This window comes from Nostoc sp. LEGE 06077 (genome assembly GCF_015207705.1).
GTDB lineage: Bacteria > Cyanobacteriota > Cyanobacteriia > Cyanobacteriales > Nostocaceae > Nostoc_B.
The window spans coordinates 25,601-45,406 of record NZ_JADEWI010000026.1 but is presented as its reverse complement, the minus strand read 5'-3'; the positions used below and the strand labels follow the sequence as shown (position 1 = coordinate 45,406).

Here is a 19,806-nt window from a genome sequence, read left to right as displayed (position 1 = left end):
TATTCAACTTTACCAATGATAAAAACTATTCTTAGCTATTCATAATTAATAGCTATTTTGATAAAAGCAAAAATAAACTAGGAAAATAATATGGCACAAGCTATCAAAATTAATCAATTTGTTATGGGTGGATGTGCAATTATCGTTGCGTTAACAGCTTTTACTAACTATATTTCTAATTCAACTACCAATTCCTTAATAGATTCTAACACTTGGGTGAATAATACTTACGCCATTAAAGCTCAGTTAAAAGAACTGGAGAAATTTTTAATTGATGCGGAAACTGGTCAACGGGGTTTTATAATTACCAAGGAAGAAAGGTATCTAGAACCATTTAATGTAGCAAAAATAAAATTAAAAGATACTTTTTCAGAAATAAATAATAAAATTTTAGATAATTCATCTCAAATTAGAACTCTGAGAGAAATTGAAAATTTGAGCCAAATCAAAATGATGGAGTTGGAAACAACTATCAACATGAAACGAGTTGGTAAAGAAAAAGAATTATTAGCTCTGATTCTTTCAGATAAAGGCAAAAAACTGATGGATGAAATCAGAGTCAAAATGAATAAAATGTTGGAAGTGGAAGACAAAAGTTTAGCAGAACAAAAAAAACAAGCTAATCAAGTTCAGAGCTTTGTAGTCTTGGTTAATTGGGGAAACTTTTTCTGTATTGTGATTGTGACAATTGCTGTTTGTTTAGGGATTATCCTCATTCCCAGTCGGGAGTTGGCTCGTGCTTTACAGACTGCATTTCATTTAGCAGACCGAGTTTCTACCGGAGATTTGACGAGTAATGTGGAAATCACCGCCGATGATGAGATTGGCAAGTTAATGACAGCACTCAAAACAATGACGCAGAAATTGAGTAGCTTAATTCGTCAAGTGCAAGGATCAGGAATTCAAGTGACAACCTCAGCGACACAGATAGCAGCATCAGGGAAACAATTAGAAGCAACACTAGCAGAACAAGTAGCTTCAACCAATCAAGTCACAGCCACAGCCAAAGAAATCGCCAGCACAGCCAAAGAACTAGTGAACACAATGGAACAAGTGGTCACAATGTCACAAGCCACAACCAGCGCCGCCAACATCAGCCAAAAAGATTTAAGGGGAATGGAAAATAGTATGCGCCAGTTGGCACAAGCCACAAATACCATTGCATCTAGGTTGGGAATTATTAGCGAAAAAGCCAACAACATCAATAATATTGTTCTGACCATTACGAAAGTCGCCGACCAAACAAATTTGTTATCGTTAAACGCTGCCATCGAAGCTGAAAAAGCCGGGGAATATGGCTTAGGCTTTGCCGTAGTTGCCAGAGAAATTCGCCGATTAGCAGATCAAACCGCAGTCGCCACCCTGGATATTGAACAGATGGTCAAACAGATGCAATCTTCTGTATCAACAGGGGTAATGGAAATGGACAAATTTGCCGCGGAAGTTGGACGGAGTGTGACAGATGTCAGCAGCATTAGTATGCAGATTGGGCAAATTATCCAACAAGTACAAGACTTAAATCCCTATTTTGCATCTGTAAATCAAGGGATGGAAATACAGTCATTAGGAGCGCAACAAATTAGTGAAGCAATGGTGCAGTTGAGTAGTACTTCAGTGCAAACTGCTGATTCTCTGCGGGAAATTAATCAGGCGATCGCTCAACTTAATCAAGTTTCCCGTGGTTTGCGTCAAGAAGTTTCTATCTTCAAAGTCAAAAGCGATGATCTTTCATCCTTAAACCCAGTTGATGCAGCTGCTTAATCAAGAGTTAAGGAGTCCGGGGTGCAGCGGCGGCGGGGAGAGAATAACGAGCTAACAACTAACTATTGACTGTAAACTATTGACTCTTGACTTATGACCACTAAAGTTGAACGTTGTTGGAATGTAATTGGGATTGAAGGCGATCGCACTTGTTCGCAATTATCTACCTATGCTCATTGTCGCAATTGTCCAGTTTATTCGGCGGCTGGTCGCTACTTACTAGAACGCCCAACCCCAGAAAAATATCGTCATGAGTGGACACAATTACTGGCAGAATCTTCATCTGAAAAAAATTCCCATTTGCCTACCTACGCTGTGCGGACAACGGAAACTTTGACAGTGGTGATTTTTCGTTTGCAACGAGAATGGCTGGCGCTTCCGGCTCAAGTCTTAAAAGAGACAACTCCTCCTAGCGTGATTCATACCCTACCCCATCGTCACAACCAAGTCTTAAGGGGATTAATTAATATTCGTGGTGAATTGCTATTGTGTGTTTCCTTAAGTCACTTGTTAAATATCGAATCTAGCGATGATACTCCTCTACAAGGGCTGAGTCCAGTAGTGCATTCCGGAATGGTAGTCATTGAAAAGGCAGGTAACGCTTGGGTATTTCCAGTAGATGAAATCTATGGTGTCCACCGATTTCATAGTCGAGAATTGCGTGATGCTTTGAGAAAGATGACTCAATCAACCCAAACTTATACGAAAGGGTTATTTTCCTGGCAACCTGCTAATCACCACATATCGCACACAGTCAGTTATTTGGATGATGAACTCTTATTTACTACTTTGGCGAGGAAGGCGCAATAATGATCGAAGACTCCGATCTTAGCCAGCTGTCTTTGTTGGATTTATTCAACATGGAAGTCAAAACTCAGGTTGTGCTACTCAATAACTATTTGTTGGCGCTGGAAACTAACCCTGAACCCCAATCAGAATTAGCAGCCTTAATGCGGGCAGCCCATTGTATTAAAGGCGCTGCGAGAATTGTCCGCATTGAGCCAGCTGTCACTCTAGCCCATGTCATGGAAGATTGTTTTAGTGCAGCGCAAGCAGGGACAGTTAATTTAACCACAGATTGCGTTGATGTGTTGTTGCAAGGAGTAGATATGCTGCAAGACATCGCCGACAATCCCAATTTGCAACAAGGTAATCATCCGCAGATTCAATCTCTCGTGGATGCGATCGCTAATATTTCCACTGCTGTCACTATCCCCGCAATTATTCCCCAAGTCCAGATTTTCCAGCCAGAAATCACCCCTTCATCCCCAATAGAAGAATTAGTTAATCCGCAAAACCGCACAGTGCGAGTTAGTACAGATAATCTCAATCGCTTGATGGGATTAGCAGGAGAAACGATAGTTGCCAACAAATGGTTAGAGTCATTTACAGAGTCATTTTTGCAAGAGGTCTAATAATTGGTCTTCCAGGCTCAGTTTCCCAGGTCGTCCTGTTTTCAGCTTGATTTTTGAGCGCGAGCGCACTACCTCTGCCATCTGGCTAAAAGTCTCCGGATGCACACCACACAGCCGTTTGAATTCTTCTGGTTTGAGGTTCTTTACCTTTTCGTAGCTCATAGATGTCAAGAAAGCTCTCAGCTACTTTTCCCACGCTCATGGGACTTTTGCAAGAGGTCTATTGTTTCTAGTGGACAACTTAGTCAGATAAATCAGACCACGCAGCCAACATTGACCAAAACTTACAAGCGAATTTTAGTGGTCGATGATTCCATTACCGTCCGAGAAATGGAACGCAAACTTTTAGAGAATAACAGTTATCAAGTTGATGTCGCCGTTAATGGGATGGATGGTTGGAACGCAGTGCGCGGTAGTGATTATGACTTAGTAATTACAGATATTGATATGCCACGGATGAACGGCTTTGAACTCACCAAGCAAATCAAAAGTCATGCTAAGTTAAAACAACTAATTCAAACCGAAAAAATGTCGAGTTTGGGTAGAATGGTTGGTGGATTAGCCCATGAAATAAATAATCCTATTAGTTTTATTCATGGTAATTTTAATTATCTCCATGAACATATTCACACTCTTTTAAGGTTAATACAGATGTACCAGAAAGAGTATCCTGAAGCGGAAAAATTCATAGAAAATGAAATTGGTGATATTGATCTGGACTTTATCATCGATGACTTTCAAAAAATCCTCTCATCCATGAGAGTAGGCACTGATAGAATTAAAGATATAGTGCTATCTTTAAGAAACTTTTCCCGGTTGGATCAAGCTGATAAAAAAGCTGTCAATATTCATGATGGAATTGAAAGCACATTATTTCTATTAAATCATCGGCTGAAGCAAGAAATAGAAATAATTAAAGAATATGCAAATCTACCACTGGTAGAATGTTACCCAGCAGAATTAAATCAAGTATTTCTCAATGTTATTAACAATGCCATAGATGCTTTATTAGAGAATAAAAATGCTGACGTTCAAAAGCAAATTATTATTAGAACTGAAGGCACTGACTCAAAAACAATCAAAGTTAGAATTATAGATAATGGTGCGGGAATTAACTCAGAAATCCAAAGTAGAATATTTGACCCATTTTTCACCACTAAACCTGTTAATAAAGGTACAGGTCTAGGTTTAGCAATTAGCTATCAAATTATTGAAAAACATCACGGTAGTATTGATGTAAAGTCTGAGCTTGGTAATGGCGCAGAATTCATCATTGAAATTCCAGTTAGCATCAACAGTTAATAGCAGAATTTCTCCCCAAACTAAAAGTGTGCCAATTATCAGCCGTGTATGAGACTGAGCGTTGACACAATTATTCTGGTAATATTTACTCAAATTAACCGAAGATACCAGCGAAGAAATCAAGTGTTTCCTTTAATGCTTTGATGAATACGTCAATTTCCGCACGGGTATTGTAGAAAGATAAACTTACCCGTGCGGTTGCTGGTAAATCTAAATAGCGGTGCAATGGTTGAGTACAGTGGTGTCCAGAACGGATGGCAACGCCTTCTTGATCTAATAATGTAGATAAGTCGTTGGCGTGGACATCTCCGGCTGTGAATGCAGCTAAAGCGGCTCTACCTTCTCCATAAGCATTAGGCTTGGGGCCGTAAATGCGAATTTGGGGAATTTTCTCTAATTGTTGGAATAAATAAGCGGTTAACTCAGCTTCATAGGCATGAATTTTATCCATCCCTATACTTGATAAATAGTCTATCGCAGCACCGAGGGCGATCGCTTCTCCAATTGCAGGTGTCCCAGCTTCAAATTTGTGGGGCAATTCTGCATAGGTAGAATGATCTAAATATACCTCGGCAATCATTTCCCCACCGCCAAAAAATGGTGGCATTGCTTCTAACAATTCCAGCTTGCCATATAAAAAGCCTATGCCAGTGGGAGCGCACATTTTATGTCCCGAAGCCACCAACCAATCACAGCCGATGTCTTGAACATCGACTTTCATGTGTGGCACACTTTGACAAGCATCAACTAAGAATTTCGCACCGTATCTGTGAGTAATATCAGCGATTTCTTTCACTGGGTTAATACAACCCAAGGTGTTAGAAACATGAACAATTGACACCAGTTTTGTTTTTTCAGAAATCAGTTGTTTAAACTGTTCTAAATCAAATGTTTCTTCTGGTGTTAAGCCAACGAATTTGAGAATTGCACCTGTTTTTTGTGCCACAAATTGCCAAGGCACAATATTACTGTGGTGTTCCATCACCGACAGAATAATTTCATCACCCTGCTGCAAATTGTTCATCCCCCAGCTATAAGCAACTAAGTTAATTGCTTCGCTGGCGTTGCGGGTGTAAATAATTTCCTGACGGGATGCAGCATTAATAAATTGGGCAATTTTATCGCGTGCTGCTTCATAAGCATCAGTGGCTTTTGCACTTAGAGTATGAGCGCCACGATGGACATTAGCATTGTATTGCTCGTAATAATTCCGCAGGGCATTTAAGACAAGCAAGGGTTTTTGCGATGTCGCCGCATTATCGAGATAAACCAAGGGTTTACCGTTGACTTCCTGGTGTAATATCGGGAAGTCAGCGCGGACTTTATCTGCAAGGGTTTTGGTAGCTGTAAAAGTCATTGGTTAAGAAAAAGTATGAAGTGTGAAGTATGAAGTGTGAAGTGTGAAGTATGAAGTGTGAAATATATAAATTTTGTCCTTAAGTTTTTACTCTTCGGATTTTCAGCTTTCATTGTTCATGCTGCAAATTTTTTCAGAATTCAGACTTCAGAATTCAGACTTTTTTAGTCGTTTGTCAGAGACTTAAAACTAGTGACTGTGTTTAGCAAGATGTCTCTCAGGGAAGCCACAGGAACTTTGTTGATGATTTCGGTGGCGAAGGCGTTAATTAATAAATTCCGCGCTGCACTTTCATCAATTCCGCGGCTTTGCAAATAGAAGATTTCATCATCTTCTAACTGACTCACAGTTGCACCGTGAGCGCATTTGACGTTATCGGCGGTAATTTCTAATTGGGGCTTGGTATCGACTCGCGCCTTGGAGGACAGTAGTAAATTGCGATTTAACTGGGCTGCGTCAGTTAGCTGGGCTGGTTTAGGTACAAATACTTTACCATTGAACACAGCATGAGCGCGATCGCCAACAATACATTTGTGCAATTGTTCACTTTTACCATAAGGATAATTAAGAGCGATCGCACTGTGAGTATCCGCGACTTGCTTCCCGGCTATCATCGCCAAACCGTTGAGCGTTGTTTCTGTTTGCTCACCAGTTTGCAAAATCTCTAAATTGTGACGCGATAACTTTGCCCCTAAACTAAAAGCATTACAGGTATAGCGACTATAACGAGCTTGGTTAACCGCAGTTTTACCAATATGAAACGCCTCAGCGCCTTCTCTCTCCACCCTAGTATGATTTACCGCCGCATTCTCACTAACCCAAACCTCCGTCACCGCATTGGTAAAGTAACTCTTACCCTCCGCGCCCTCTGCGCCTCTGCGGTTCGTAAACTCTTCTATTAAAGTCACCTGCGAACCAGTTTCCGCCACAACCAAACAACGCGGCTGAGAAATCGTCGCTGTCTCCCCAGCACCCGAAATAAATAGCAGATGAATAGGTGTGTCAACCACGACATTTTTACTCACCCAGACAACTGCTGCATCCGTTAAACCAGCAGTATTCAGAGCCGTGAATACTTCCAACGCGCCCTCAGCTTGAGCGAGGTATTTGCGGATGCGATCGCCTTCAACTGTTAAACCAGCTAAATTACCAACTACAATACCATCAGGTAAATTAACAGCAGACAACTCCGGCACATAAACACCATTAACAAACACCAACCGATTATCAGTTAGATAAGTTACCTTCAACGCCGCTACATGATTAACTGGCTGCGCCTTGCGAAATTCCACACCCCGCAACTCAGACAAATCAGTAAACCGCCATTCTTCTTCGCGGGTAGTGGGGATAGTTGAGTGACGCACCCAATTTGCAGCTTGTTGGCGTAACTCCGCTAACCCATCTGCTTGAGTTACACTTACTTGATTTAACAACCCAGTCAAATAACCATCTCTATCCAACAGAGAAGATCCCAAACTGACTGCATCCGAATTAGGAATAGCACTAGGAGAAACTTGAATAGACATTACACACCCACCTCAACCGCACTTTCCTCCAAAATCCAGTCATAACCGCGCGACTCCAACTCTAACGCCAGTTCCTTACCGCCACTGGTGAGAATTTGTCCCCGCGCCATCACATGCACAAAATCCGGCACAATATAATTCAAAAGACGTTGGTAGTGGGTAATCATAATCGTCGCATTGTCTGGATTAGTCAGCTGATTTACCCCATGCGCGACAATTTTTAGCGCATCAATATCTAAACCTGAGTCTGTTTCATCCAAAATTGCCAACTTAGGTTCTAACAACGCCATTTGCAGAATTTCATTCCGCTTTTTCTCACCACCAGAAAAACCTTCATTCACACTGCGGTTGAGGAAAGCTGCATCCATCTTCACCACATCCAACTTTTCCTCAATCAAATCATCAAAATCAAACGCGTCTACCTCTTCCAACCCCTGCGCCTTGCGCCGAGAATTGTAAGCCACCCGCAAGAAATCCAAATTACTCACACCAGGAATTTCTAGAGGATACTGAAACGCCAAAAACACCCCAGCCCTAGCCCGTTCTTCCGGCTCCATTTCCAACAAATTTTGTCCTTGGAAAATCACCTCACCGCCAGTCACCGTATACGCCGGATGTCCCGACAACACCTTAGAAAACGTACTCTTACCAGAACCATTCGGCCCCATAATCGCATGAATCTCTCCGGCGCGAACCTCCAAATTCACACCCTTAAGAATCGGCGTACCACCAACCTCAGCCGTCAAATCCTTCACCGACAGCAAAACTGCACTATTTTCAATAATCATCTTCTCTCTCTCTTCTCTCTTTTCTCTCCGCGCACCTTAGCGCATACCTTAGCGCCACTTTGCGTTTAAAACCTAACCCACACTACCCTCTAGTTTCAAACTCAACAACTTATCAGCCTCCACCGCAAACTCCATTGGTAGCTGATTAAACACATCCTTACAGAAACCGCTAATCATCATCGAAATAGCATCTTCAGAAGAAATTCCCCGTTGAGCAAAGAAAAATAGCTGATCTTCGCCAATTTTAGAAGTCGAAGCTTCATGCTCCACTTTTGCAGCTTTATTTTGGACTTGAATATAAGGGAAAGTATTAGCGTGAGCATTATCCCCAATTAACATAGAGTCGCACTGAGAATAATTTCTCGCGCCTTCAGCCTTCGGGTTGATTTTCACCAAACCCCGGTAACTGTTACTAGAATTACCTGCGGAGATTCCTTTAGAAATAATCGTACTGCGAGTATTCTTACCGACATGAATCATCTTCGTCCCGGTGTCGGCTTGCTGCATATTGTTTGTCAACGCCACCGAGTAGAACTCACCCACAGAGTTATCCCCAACTAACACACAGCTAGGATACTTCCAAGTAATCGCGGAACCAGTTTCTACCTGAGTCCAGGAAATCTTAGAATTTACACCTTGACACAAGCCGCGCTTGGTAACGAAATTGTAAATCCCACCTTTACCGTTAACATCGCCGGCGTACCAGTTCTGCACAGTAGAATATTTAATTTCCGCATTATCCAAAGCCACCAGTTCCACTACTGCGGCGTGGAGTTGGTTGCTGTCATACATTGGCGCGGTGCAACCTTCCAAATAGGAAACATAGCTACCTTCTTCAGCAACAATCAAAGTCCGTTCAAACTGTCCCGTATCGCCAGAGTTGATGCGGAAGTAGGTAGACAATTCCATTGGGCATTTTACGCCTTTGGGAATGTAGACAAAGGAGCCATCACTGAAAACAGCGGCGTTTAAAGCAGCAAAATAGTTATCAGCAATGGGGACAACACTCCCCAAATATTTCTTGATTAATTCTGGGTATTCCCGCAGTGCTTCGGAAATGGAACAGAAGATAACGCCGTCTTCAGCTAGTTTTTCTTTGAAGGTAGTAGCGACGGAAACGCTATCAAAAATGGCATCGACGGCGACATTTGCGAGTCGCTTTTGTTCTGACAGGGAAATACCAAGCTTCTCGAAGGTTTCCAGGAGCGTCGGATCTACTTCGTCTAAGCTGTTGAGCTTTTCTTTCTTTTGCTTGGGCGCAGAGTAGTAAATGATATCCTGATAATTAATCGGCGGATATTTGACGCTAGGCCAAGTTGGTTCTGTCATTTTTAGCCATTGGCGGTAGGCTCTCAGACGAAACTCCAGCATGAATTCCGGCTCGTTCTTCTTCGCGGAAATCAAGCGAACAACGTCTTCACTAAGTCCACGCGGGATGGTATCGGCTTCGATATCTGTAATAAAGCCGTACTTGTAAGGTTGGTTGACTAGGGATTTGACAGTGGCACTCATCGGTAGTAGTCTCTCGTGTTCCGTAAATGGATCTCTTGAAGGATGGAAGACGGGCTGGTTTCTCGCCGATGCCGATCTCGCATTATCGAGTGGTTCACACGGCTGTTAGAATAAGGATGGAGATTAAAACAACATCGATGTTGTTTAATGTATCTTCATTTTACGCTAAATTAACAACAACAATGTTGTTAAAGTCAAATTTTCTAAAAAAATTTTAGGACTAAGATGGCGACTACCCAGCAGTCCTCAACGAAGCAAGAGATCCTCGAATATCTGCTAAAACACTCACAAGCAACCGCTTTGGAGCTTTCAGAAGTTTTAAATGTTAGTCCGCAAGCAATTCGTCGTCATCTCAAAGATTTGGAGACGGAGGAATTGATTACCTATTCATCTACTGCACAGGCGGGGATGGGGCGGCCACAACATATTTATGAACTGAGTCGTCAAGGACGCGATCGCCTACATCGTACAACAAGCGATCGCTTTGGTGATGGTTACGGCGAATTTGCCGTTTCACTGCTGGATACCTTAGCAGAAACCGTCGGCCACGACAAAATGAAGACAATTTTACAAAAACAATGGGAACGCAAAGCCCAAGAATACCGCGATCGCGTCGGTAAAGGTTCTTTAAAAGAACGGGTAGAAACTTTAGTTCAGTTGCGAAAAGCCGAAGGATTCATGGCAGAGTATCACTCTGTAGAACCAGAGGAGCAAAATTCTGCCGATAAAGGCGATCGCTTTGTTTTAATAGAGCATCATTGTGCCATTTCCAACGTCGCCGAGTCTTTTCCTAGCATCTGCGGTCACGAATTGGAAATGTTTGCCGCTGTGCTACCAGACTGTATCGTAGAACGTACTCACTGGATTATCAACGGTGAGCATCGCTGTGGCTATTTAGTCCAGGCTCGTCAATAACTACGGAATTAATTTCTAATTCATATCCACATTAGGATAAGGTTAATAGCCAAATTAGTGATAGATTTTACTAATTATCAAGTCAACAGCTAAGAGTTGAGAGGAAAATTATCTGACTCAGCAGTATTGACCAATGACTATTGACAAATGACTATTAACTAATTTATGGATTTACCATCACAGCAACCATCAACCCAGTTTTTAACTTTGGAAGAGTCTGCAAAAGTTGACGCAGCTTTGCTATCTTCCCCAGAAAAGTTTTTAACAAGATTGACTATTTCATCCCATAAACTCTTGCAGCAAATTGCTCAAGAATACAACGTTACTATTGAAGATTTAACAACTCAGCAAATTATTAGTTGGTTTGAGAAAGACAGCAAAATTAGGCGTGAACAAGGAATTGAAGCTTCGTTTTTGAAGTGGTAACGAGCAATTTACAAGTTGAAAGTTATCTTTTGTGTGTTCCTTGTTAATTATATATTAATGTTATTTCTGAACTAAAAGGCAGAATGTGGTCTAAAATTCTAATCTCAAGGCTGTATTTATCTTCAAGGGCATTCAACACTCAATACATTTAGGTTAACCAAAAATTTCAATTTTGAGATTCTCAAAATGTTGATTATTATGTTCCAGTTTTGAGAATAAAGTCAATTCTTAACCTTATCCGAACAGTATTGATTTAACACATATGTCTTCAGATTAGTCTTGTTCCATACTTTTGATGGAGTAATTTTATCATGGACACTAGGCTAATTTACTGCTTGCTGTCGTCTATGCCTCTAAGTCTTCTATTGTCTCTCAATTGTGACATACAGACGGCTAAAATCTCTGGAGAAATGCCAATTGCATCGGCACAGATACTTTTAAAAGACCGCAATGAAGCTTTGCGGCTATACACAAAAGGTGTGCAGCAGTATAGAAAAGGAGATTTGCAAAAAGCTTTAGAGACGTTTGGCCGCAGCTTAATTCTGCTCAAAGACGATCAGCCTCAAGATCAAGTGAATATCTTGAACTATATGGGGAAAATAAATCAGACTTTGGGGCAAGATACAAAAGCGATCGCGTTATATCAACAAGTCTTAGCAATTTTCCATAAATACCGCGGTTCTCATCAAGATAACTTGACTAAAACTTCAAGCATTAATGAAGGTATTACTCTGAGCAATATTGGATTAAGTTATCAAAATTTAGGACAGTACGCCACAGCCCTAAAATTTCATCAACAAGCATTAGCAATTTTTCAGAAAGTAGGTGATCAAGAGAGTAAAAACCTTGCACGGTCTAGCGAAGGAACGACATTAACCTACATTGGACAACTATATACAAGTGTGGGAGAGTATCCGAAATCACTGCGTTTATTGCAACAAAGTCTGACAATTATGAGAGAAATGCATAATCGTTCCGGTGAAGGAATTGCATTGAGAAGTCTTGGCGAAGTATACAACAGTTCCCAACAATACCAAAAAGCACTGTCATCTTTACAAGCAGCTTGGGAAATTGGGAGAATGGTAGGCGATCGCGTTGAACAAGCTGCCAGTTTACTGTCTCTGGGGAGAGTTTACAGTAATCAGGGGCAGTACCCCAAAGCATTAAATTTATATCAGCAAGCTCTGACAATCACTCAACAATCAGGTTATCGTCGCCTTGAAGGTGCAACTCTTCATGAAACGGGGGTTGTTTATCAGAATCTCAAGCAGTACCCCAAAGCATTAAATTTATATCAGCAGGTTCTGGCAATAACTATAGAACAGAAAGACCCACCAGCCGAAGCATTAACCCGTACTAGCTTAGGCAGTACCTTGTTAGAAATAGGTCAAGCAGATGCTGCTGAAAAAATGCTAATGACGGCAATTAATATTTGGGAATCTCTGCGACCAGGATTAACAGATGTTTATAAAGTTTCAATTTTTGACACTCAAGTTCAAACATACCGTCACTTGCAACAAGCTTTGATTGCTGAAGGGAAAATTAATTCGGCTTTAGAAATTGCCGAACGTGGTAGAAGCAAAGCTTTTGTAGAATTATTAACCTCACGGCTATTACTCAACCCCCAAAATCCATCGGTTACTAAACCCTTAACAATCAACCAAATACAGCTTCTGGCAAAAAAACAAAAAGCTACACTTGTTGAGTATTCAATTGTTTCCGATAAACTACTTTATATTTGGGTAGTTCAGCCAACAGGTGTAGTTAGTTTTAAGCAAGTTGATCTCCCACTGACACCTCTAGCAGAACTTGTGAGCAGTAGTCGGAATTCTCTTGGTTTGAGAGGTCGCGGTAGATCCCCAGCACCAAAAAGCGAGGTAGTTTCTCAAATCAGCCAACAAAAGCAACTATACAAACTCTTAATTGAACCAATCGCCAATTTATTGCCCACTAATTCAAATCAACATATTATTTTCATTCCTCAAAATGAACTATTTTTAGTTCCATTTGCAGCACTCAAAGACCAAAATAATCACTACTTAATCGAAAAATACAGTATCCTCACAGCCCCAGCCATACAGGTGTTAAATCTGATCAGCCAGAAACGAGAACGTACCGGTAGTCACACTTTTGCTTCTCTACAAGGCAAAAATGCTTTAGTAGTAGGAAATCCAACTATGCCAAGCATCATAACTAAAACTGGTGAACAACCGCAGGAGTTACCAACTTTACCCGGTGCGGAAGCCGAAGCTATTGAAGTTGCCAGACTCCTGAAAACTAAGCCAATGACTGGGAAAGTTGCCACAAAAGCTTCTATAGTGCAACAGATGAAGAAAGCGAGAATTATCCATTTAGCCACTCATGGGCTACTTGATGATTTTAAAGGATTGGGTGTGCCTGGAGCGATCGCTCTAGCCCCTGACCATACTGGTCAAATTAATGATGGGTTACTCACATCTGATGAAATTCTGAGTCTGAACCTTAATGCTGTATTAGTTGTCCTGAGCGCCTGTGACACTGGCGAAGGACGCATTACTGGTGATGGAGTTGTAGGACTCTCTCGCTCATTGATTAGTGCTGGTGCATCCAGTGTTATCGTTTCCTTATGGGCAGTATCCGATGATGCCACAGAATTCTTGATGACTAAGTTTTATCAAAATCTGCGGCAAAATCCTGATGAAGTTGCTGCATTAAGAAACGCTATGCTGTCAACAATGAAACAATACTCCAGTCCCTACGAATGGGCTGCATTTACCTTGGTCGGTGAATCTTGATATCTCGTTTCATCTGTGAAAAAAGTGGGATTTTAGCAGACTCCGCGCGAGTTGTAGAGTGGGAAGTGCATATTGGCCGCGATCGCTTTTTCTAGGGTAAATGCTAAGTTTATCCACAAAGTGCGATCGCCAGCAAAAAATTATCTAAACTTTTTATATCTATAGTTCAAATCCCCGACTTTTCAAAGAAAATCGGGGATTTGATTGTTCACCCATTATTGAAAATGAATCAATTTTAATCTTCAATTGGTGCGTCAGGAATTTTGGCATCAATATCAGCTTGTGTCAAATTAGGAATTAACCAATCAATGCCACCTGATTTGAATACATTCGCAGGGGTGATATTAAATTCCACAACACCAGTCTCCAGATTAGTTTTTGCTACTAATTGAGTACCATCAACAACTTTAATAGCCAAAGGTTCTGTTAATCCTTCTGTATCTCCAGGTAATTTAGTCCCAATTGGTAAATAAACACCATCACAATCCCAATCATTATCAGTAACTTGACCATTACCCAAAAAGTAGAGAGTATTGCCTTGAGCTAACTTTTTCGGCTTATGTGCATAAACAGCCAAGGTTTTACCCGTTTCATTACGACACTGCGCCCAATCTTGGGCTGTTTCTAAAATATATTTTTGTAATTTTAAATCACCCAATTTCTGGGCAATTTCTTCTGGGGTATATGGTGAATCAGCCGGAGTTTCTTTTAATTTTACAAGGTTATCAATTGCTTGTGTAACTTCGGTGTAATCAGTACCCTGTGTTAGATTTGGTTTACTAGCCCAAGAAGGTGGGGCGATGACTAAATTTACTAAAAGTACTAAAGTTACAAGCGCAATGCGGAAGAATTTCATGAGATTTATCCTATTGAGTGTAAAAATTTGGGGAATTGGTCTGACTGGATTCACAAACATTGATTACTAAATTTGCCAGTCAGCATCTGCCGATGTTTCTGTCTGTGCATTGATACCATACAGTTTGACTAATCCCGTTAATACTAGACAGCTAACTGCTAAAGCAATTGGTGGTAATGAAGCACTATCTAAAATGATGAAGACACCTAAACCAATCAACACAAAGGGAACAATATTGTTACCATATTGCGAAATTAAATTACAGATAGCTGGTTGGCAGGTAAGTTTATATGTTCCATAGCACCAAACACCAACTAGTGATAAAAATACGGCAATAATAACTAGTAAACTAGAGAAGTCTGCATTAGCAAATAATGGCATATAAATACTAATGTTATCACTACCATTACCAATAGTAATCGCAGCTACACTCAAAGATTGAGAAGATAAAAAGCCAGAAAAGGGAGAAGATTTAGTTAATTCTTGCTCTGATTCTGTTGTTGATGGTGAATCTTTATCTGCATTCAATAAACGATTTAGCCCAATAGCGATAGGTGCAAAACCGAGAAACCCCATCCAATGAGATGGTAAAACTAAACCACCCAGAAAACCAGCTAAACTAGCAATTACCAATGTACTAAAACCAAGATATTGACCAATTACAATGTGCCGACGACGTAAATGTGTATTTACTTGAGAAAATAACAGCGTCAGAATGACTAAATCATCCAAATTTGTAGCGGTAAAAGCTGTTATCCCAGTGGGAATTCCAGAAAAAATTCCATTCATTTATATTTCTCCTTTATCTACACATTGATGTTGTGTGTCTTGTTCTTGATTTATGTCTGCGAATACTTGGGAAGTTGCTACTTTGTCAAACGTAGAGATGTAACATCACAAGTTAACTGAATATTTGATTTTCGGAAAATACTGCAAATGCTGGTTCTAAGTTCAAAGTGGTAGAGTCAAGATTTTAGTCTAGAACTGGATCGAGATATTTAAAATTTAGACTCTCACTGTTGGTAATTCATGATTATCAACGAATATATTGATCAATCACTTTGGCATTATCGCCAACTGATTTATGTTGTTTTTTGGCTGGGTTAACAGGTGCTTCTTTAGGAAATTTATCGTTAATTTGCACAATCAGTCCTGGTGCTAAGGCGATACGATTATCTTTAATTTCTTTGGAAGTAGCTGCTAAATTTACTTTCATTTCTCGCAGCATTTGCTGTTGTTCTTTCACAATTTGAGTTAGTTCAGCAATTTGTTGAGTGTGTAATGTATCTAACTTTTCATGAAGTAGTTCAATGTTTTGTCCGGCGCGTAAGTTTACTTGATGGTCAATTTCCGCGTTGATGCGGTCAGTCTCAGATTGACGGTTTTGACTCATTAAAACTATTGGTGCTGTGTAAGCTGAAGCGAAGGAAAACACCAAGTTGAGCATAATGAATGGTGACTCATCCCAATGAGGAACTCCTGGTGCTAAGTTCATTCCCACCCATCCAGCTAAGATGGTACTTTGGCAAATCAGAAATTTCCAAGAACCTACCTGAGATGCTAGTTTATCAGCTAGGTGTTGTCCGCGAGTTAATTCTTCCGTGGGAATTTGTGGCGGCTGTGATTTTTGTCTAACTACTGGATTCATAATTTACCTCTTTAGGTGATTCCCGTTTGGTTTTTCTTTATGGGTTTAATTTATGCTGTTCCTCTGATAAATACAAATATTATTATTTTTTAAATTAATAAATTTAAGTGATTAATACAGACATATACCAAAAAGTACTTAGATGGTGTTTGAGCGATCGCCCTCCAACTGTATCTATTCGTGTAATATGAGTTAGCTTTTCCGTCTCACCAACACTCTTATGAGTCAACTGACATCTAAAGATTGGATTATCATTCAACAACGACTCACTCCATATTTGTTTTTGCTACCTGCTTTAGTGCTGTTGGGGTTAACTGTTTTTTGGCCTGCGTTACAAGCCTTTTACCTCAGTTTCACCAGCTACGAAGATATTTCTCAACCGCCACAATGGATAGGCTTTGCTAATTTTTTACGTCTGTGGAAGGACGCAGTTTTTTGGAAAACTTTAGAAAATACTTTTCTTTATCTGGTGGGTGTAGTACCAATTTTGGTAATTGCTCCTTTAGGGTTAGCAATTTTAGTCAATCAAAAATTGCTGGGAGTCAGTTGGTTTAGAGCCGCATATTACACCCCAGTAGTTATCTCAATGGTAGTTGCAGGTATAGCCTGGAAATGGTTATATGCAGAAAACGGCCTACTTAATCAGTTGCTGAAAACTTTGGGAATTTTCCCCGAAGGAATTCCTTGGTTAACTAGTCCAGATAAAATTTTGGGGATTGTACCAATTTCTCTGGCCAGTGTTATGGCTGTCACTATTTGGAAAGGATTAGGCTATTACATGGTAATTTATTTAGCTGGGTTACAATCTATTCCCGCTGATGTGTACGAAGCCGCAGCTATTGATGGCTCAGATGGTATTCGCAAACATTGGGATATTACTATACCTTTAATGAGACCTTATTTAGCTTTAGTCGCAGTAATTTCGGCGATTTCGGCAACGAAAGTTTTTGAAGAAGTGTATATTATGACCCAAGGCGGGCCATTGGATAGTTCCAAAACTATTGTTTATTATTTATACGAACAAGCTTTTAGTAATTTAGAAATTAGCTATGCTTGCACAATTGGGCTGGTATTATTTTTAATAATTTTAGGTTTATCAGTGTTGCGATTAGCTATTAATCCCCAGGGGGGAGACAATATTAGTATTTGATGTATAGGAAATTTTTACAAAATTTTTAATAGGTGAAAGCAAAATGAACTTATCCGCTTTCTCAATCAAAATGATCTCGGCAAGAGTTTGGGCTAAAGTATCGTGAATTTTTTGTGTCACCTGCTAAGATGATCGTAGTTTCCCAAAATCAGGAAAATTTAATGATTGACTCTATCTAAAGATAGATGTAACATTTAGGTTAATCGAAGGGGAGTAGCTACTGGCAGGAACTATCAGGCCAGTTCATCTGAATCAACATACTGGTGATAAGCCTGGTTCAGATGTCAAATATAAATATTTGAAAGCGAGACCTTCACTAAGTTCACAGACAAGATGTGAGCTTGGTGAGGTCTTTTGACTCTCTTCAAGCTCACATCGCTAAAGATGATTCAGGAGCTTGAGAGAGTGTTAACAGCTTTTACCGCAGGTTTGTTATTAATTACCGTTTCTGAGCTTGGCGATAAAACTTTTTTTATCGCTGTAATTTTGGCAATGCACCATTCACGGCGCTTGGTGTTTATTGGGGTGACAGCAGCTTTAGCCGCAATGACGATCCTCTCAGTGGTATTTGGGCAAGCGGCATCTTTACTACCAAAAATTTACATTCATTACGCTGAAATCGCTTTGTTTATCGCCTTTGGTATTAAGCTGTTGTACGACGCGAGTAAAATGGCGGCTGCGAGTTGTGATGCAGATGTCGTAGAAGAAGCAGAAACTGCGGTGAAAAAAGCAGATGCACAGCTACCAAAGCGCAAAACCCCTTGGGCAATTATCACCGAAGCCTTCTTATTAACATTTATGGCAGAGTGGGGCGATCGCACCCAAATTGCCACTATTGCCTTAGCTGCTGGTAATAACCCAATTGGGGTAACGATTGGAGCGATTTTAGGACATAGTATTTGTGCCGCGATCGCAGTTATCGGTGGTAAACTCATCGCCGGACGCATTTCTGAACGCCAACTCACTTTTGTCGGGGGATGCTTATTTCTCATTTTTGGTGTGGTTGCTGCTGTAGAAGGAGTGTAAAGAGGAAAAATAGAGGCTTTGAGTTTTATTCCCCTTCCCTTGTTGGGAAGGGATAAGGGGTTAGGTCTGTATTCCATTCAACTGCAAACCGCATAGTCTCTAACCCCGCTCATAAAATTAAAGATTTTCTCCATTTAAGATAATTTTGAGCGCAAACAAGGGATAACTAAAAATAGTTCCATCTCGGTAACTATTTTCTGAATGCTTCTATGACCTATTGCCTAAGAATTGCCGACATCCCCACAAATGAACGTCCGCGTGAGCGTTTGATGACTCATGGCCCCAAAATTTTAGCAACAGCAGAGTTAATCGCAATTCTTTTAGCCACTGGTCAAGGGCCAGGAAAACTTTCGGCTGTAGGTTTGGGACAATATCTTTTGCAAGAATTAAGCAAATATCAACGTGACCCATTAGCCGCATTACGAGAAGTCACCCCAGCAGAATTAATGCAAGTTCCTGGTATTGGCCCAGCCAAAGCCACAACCATTTTAGCTGCGGTCGAACTAGGTAAACGTGCGTTTCTCTCCCGCCCTTCAGAAGGCACTTTAATTGATAGTCCATTGGTGGCCGCAGCTGCACTCAGTCAAGATTTAATGTGGCAAACGCAAGAACGGTTTGCAGTATTGTTATTAGATGTGAAAAATCGTTTATTGGGTACACAAGTCATTAGCATCGGTACTGCAACTGAAACCCTAGCTTCCCCACGAGAAATTTTTCGAGAAGTAATTCGTCAAGGTGCAACACGCGCAATAGTCGCTCACAATCATCCTTCTGGGAATATTGAACCAAGTCCAGAAGATATAGAATTGACCCGTCAATTGTTAGCAGGAGCGCAATTATTGGGTATTCCGTTACTAGATCATGTAATTTTAGGAAATGGAAATCACCAAAGTTTACGTGAAATCACAACGTTATGGAATGATTACCCTCAAGGTGATTAGGTGAGAACAATGTTAATAAGTCAAAGCCTTGAATTTATAGGTTTTATACTCAGCACTTTGCTGTAGCATTGTCATGCTTTTGTCAAGAAGCTATTGACAGCAAAATTAATCTATGTATTCGCAAAATTTGTATCTTATTGCCAGATTTTTCTCCAACCCAAATGCATAATAAAAAAACCCATTTCTCACTCTGTTGACTCTACTAGCTTCTCAAATCATAACGGGGAGAGGAATTGTCGAGGAAATGGGGAAAATAAATACTGTTTTCAGTAGAGGTTTGGCGAGAATTCTCAGATAAATCTGACACGCTACCAAGTCAAGATTTATCAGAAAACCTTTCTGGAAACATATCCTAGAAAATTACACCTGTAATACTGCATCACATTAGTGCATCGAATGTTTTTGTCAA

Annotated in this window: 18 protein-coding genes; 10 read left to right on the top strand and 8 right to left on the bottom strand. The window is 40.5% G+C overall.

Features of this window, described 5'->3' with window-relative positions; translation table 11 throughout:
* Nucleotides 1-90 precede the first annotated feature (90 nt).
* From IQ244_RS17440 to IQ244_RS17430, 3 genes are all read left to right on the top strand, one after another.
* Nucleotides 91-1,761, top strand: a complete 1,671-nt coding sequence (locus tag IQ244_RS17440; RefSeq protein WP_193896267.1) for a methyl-accepting chemotaxis protein — start codon at nt 91-93, stop codon at nt 1,759-1,761.
* A gap of 93 nt (nt 1,762-1,854) precedes the next feature.
* On the top strand, nt 1,855-2,571 hold the full coding sequence (locus IQ244_RS17435) for a chemotaxis protein CheW (protein ID WP_193896264.1): 717 nt from the start codon (nt 1,855-1,857) through the stop codon (nt 2,569-2,571).
* Nucleotides 2,571-3,176 (top strand): Hpt domain-containing protein, encoded by a 606-nt coding sequence (locus IQ244_RS17430; protein ID WP_228058981.1) that lies wholly within the window; start codon nt 2,571-2,573, stop codon nt 3,174-3,176. The genes IQ244_RS17435 and IQ244_RS17430 overlap by 1 nt, the downstream gene beginning before the upstream one ends.
* Here IQ244_RS17430 and IQ244_RS17425 read toward each other — a convergent pair.
* Nucleotides 3,156-3,338 carry a hypothetical protein gene (locus tag IQ244_RS17425; protein WP_193896339.1) on the bottom strand — a complete coding sequence of 61 codons (183 nt, stop codon included), beginning with the start codon at nt 3,336-3,338 and terminating at the stop codon, nt 3,156-3,158. The two genes, IQ244_RS17430 and IQ244_RS17425, sit on opposite strands and share 21 nt — an antisense overlap.
* Before the next feature lie 111 nt (nt 3,339-3,449).
* Here IQ244_RS17425 and IQ244_RS17415 point away from each other — a divergent pair, with 111 nt between their 5' ends.
* On the top strand, nt 3,450-4,478 hold the full coding sequence (locus IQ244_RS17415; RefSeq protein ID WP_416209782.1) for an ATP-binding protein: 1,029 nt from the start codon (nt 3,450-3,452) through the stop codon (nt 4,476-4,478).
* A gap of 94 nt (nt 4,479-4,572) precedes the next feature.
* Here IQ244_RS17415 and IQ244_RS17410 read toward each other — a convergent pair whose 3' ends face one another.
* The 4 genes from IQ244_RS17410 to sufB form a co-directional block, all read right to left on the bottom strand.
* The gene (locus IQ244_RS17410; protein WP_193896262.1) at nt 4,573-5,835 is read right to left on the bottom strand and encodes a cysteine desulfurase; all 1,263 of its coding nucleotides are present in this window, start codon (nt 5,833-5,835) and stop codon (nt 4,573-4,575) included.
* Between the two features lie 164 nt (nt 5,836-5,999).
* Complete coding sequence (gene sufD / locus IQ244_RS17405) at nt 6,000-7,361, bottom strand: Fe-S cluster assembly protein SufD (protein WP_193896260.1); 1,362 nt, start codon at nt 7,359-7,361, stop codon at nt 6,000-6,002.
* Nucleotides 7,361-8,149 (bottom strand): Fe-S cluster assembly ATPase SufC, encoded by a 789-nt coding sequence (sufC, locus tag IQ244_RS17400; RefSeq protein WP_193896258.1) that lies wholly within the window; start codon nt 8,147-8,149, stop codon nt 7,361-7,363. Before sufC ends, sufD begins: the two co-directional genes overlap by 1 nt.
* Before the next feature lie 72 nt (nt 8,150-8,221).
* Complete coding sequence (sufB, locus tag IQ244_RS17395) at nt 8,222-9,661, bottom strand: Fe-S cluster assembly protein SufB (RefSeq protein WP_193896256.1); 1,440 nt, start codon at nt 9,659-9,661, stop codon at nt 8,222-8,224.
* Between the two features lie 225 nt (nt 9,662-9,886).
* On the opposite strand from sufB, the gene sufR reads away from it, so the two are divergent.
* From sufR to IQ244_RS17380, 3 genes are all read left to right on the top strand, one after another.
* On the top strand, nt 9,887-10,576 hold the full coding sequence (sufR, locus tag IQ244_RS17390) for an iron-sulfur cluster biosynthesis transcriptional regulator SufR (protein WP_193896254.1): 690 nt from the start codon (nt 9,887-9,889) through the stop codon (nt 10,574-10,576).
* 165 nt (nt 10,577-10,741) lie between these two features.
* Entirely contained in the window at nt 10,742-11,002 is a 261-nt protein-coding gene (locus IQ244_RS17385; protein ID WP_015112306.1) for a hypothetical protein, read from the top strand.
* A gap of 410 nt (nt 11,003-11,412) precedes the next feature.
* Nucleotides 11,413-13,776: a CHAT domain-containing protein gene (locus IQ244_RS17380; protein ID WP_228058980.1), complete on the top strand. Its 2,364-nt coding sequence runs from the start codon at nt 11,413-11,415 to the stop codon at nt 13,774-13,776.
* Between the two features lie 235 nt (nt 13,777-14,011).
* Here IQ244_RS17380 and IQ244_RS17375 read toward each other — a convergent pair whose 3' ends face one another.
* From IQ244_RS17375 to IQ244_RS17365, 3 genes are all read right to left on the bottom strand, one after another.
* Entirely contained in the window at nt 14,012-14,692 is a 681-nt protein-coding gene (locus IQ244_RS17375; protein WP_322746080.1) for a hypothetical protein, read from the bottom strand.
* A gap of 6 nt (nt 14,693-14,698) precedes the next feature.
* Entirely contained in the window at nt 14,699-15,421 is a 723-nt protein-coding gene (locus tag IQ244_RS17370) for a cadmium resistance transporter (protein ID WP_193896252.1), read from the bottom strand.
* A 247-nt stretch (nt 15,422-15,668) separates the two neighbouring features.
* Nucleotides 15,669-16,280, bottom strand: coding sequence for a DUF1003 domain-containing protein (locus tag IQ244_RS17365; protein ID WP_193896250.1), 612 nt, complete (start codon nt 16,278-16,280; stop codon nt 15,669-15,671).
* A gap of 220 nt (nt 16,281-16,500) precedes the next feature.
* Between IQ244_RS17365 and IQ244_RS17360 the strand changes: the two genes are divergently transcribed.
* The 3 genes from IQ244_RS17360 to radC all read left to right on the top strand — a co-directional run bounded on the left by IQ244_RS17360 (nt 16,501) and on the right by radC (nt 19,397).
* On the top strand, nt 16,501-17,430 hold the full coding sequence (locus tag IQ244_RS17360) for a carbohydrate ABC transporter permease (RefSeq protein WP_193896248.1): 930 nt from the start codon (nt 16,501-16,503) through the stop codon (nt 17,428-17,430).
* Nucleotides 17,431-17,835: 405 nt separating this feature from the next.
* Nucleotides 17,836-18,456 carry a TMEM165/GDT1 family protein gene (locus IQ244_RS17355; RefSeq protein WP_193896333.1) on the top strand — a complete coding sequence of 207 codons (621 nt, stop codon included), beginning with the start codon at nt 17,836-17,838 and terminating at the stop codon, nt 18,454-18,456.
* A gap of 209 nt (nt 18,457-18,665) precedes the next feature.
* Nucleotides 18,666-19,397: a RadC family protein gene (gene radC, locus IQ244_RS17350; RefSeq protein ID WP_193896246.1), complete on the top strand. Its 732-nt coding sequence runs from the start codon at nt 18,666-18,668 to the stop codon at nt 19,395-19,397.
* Nucleotides 19,398-19,806: the final 409 nt, after the last annotated feature.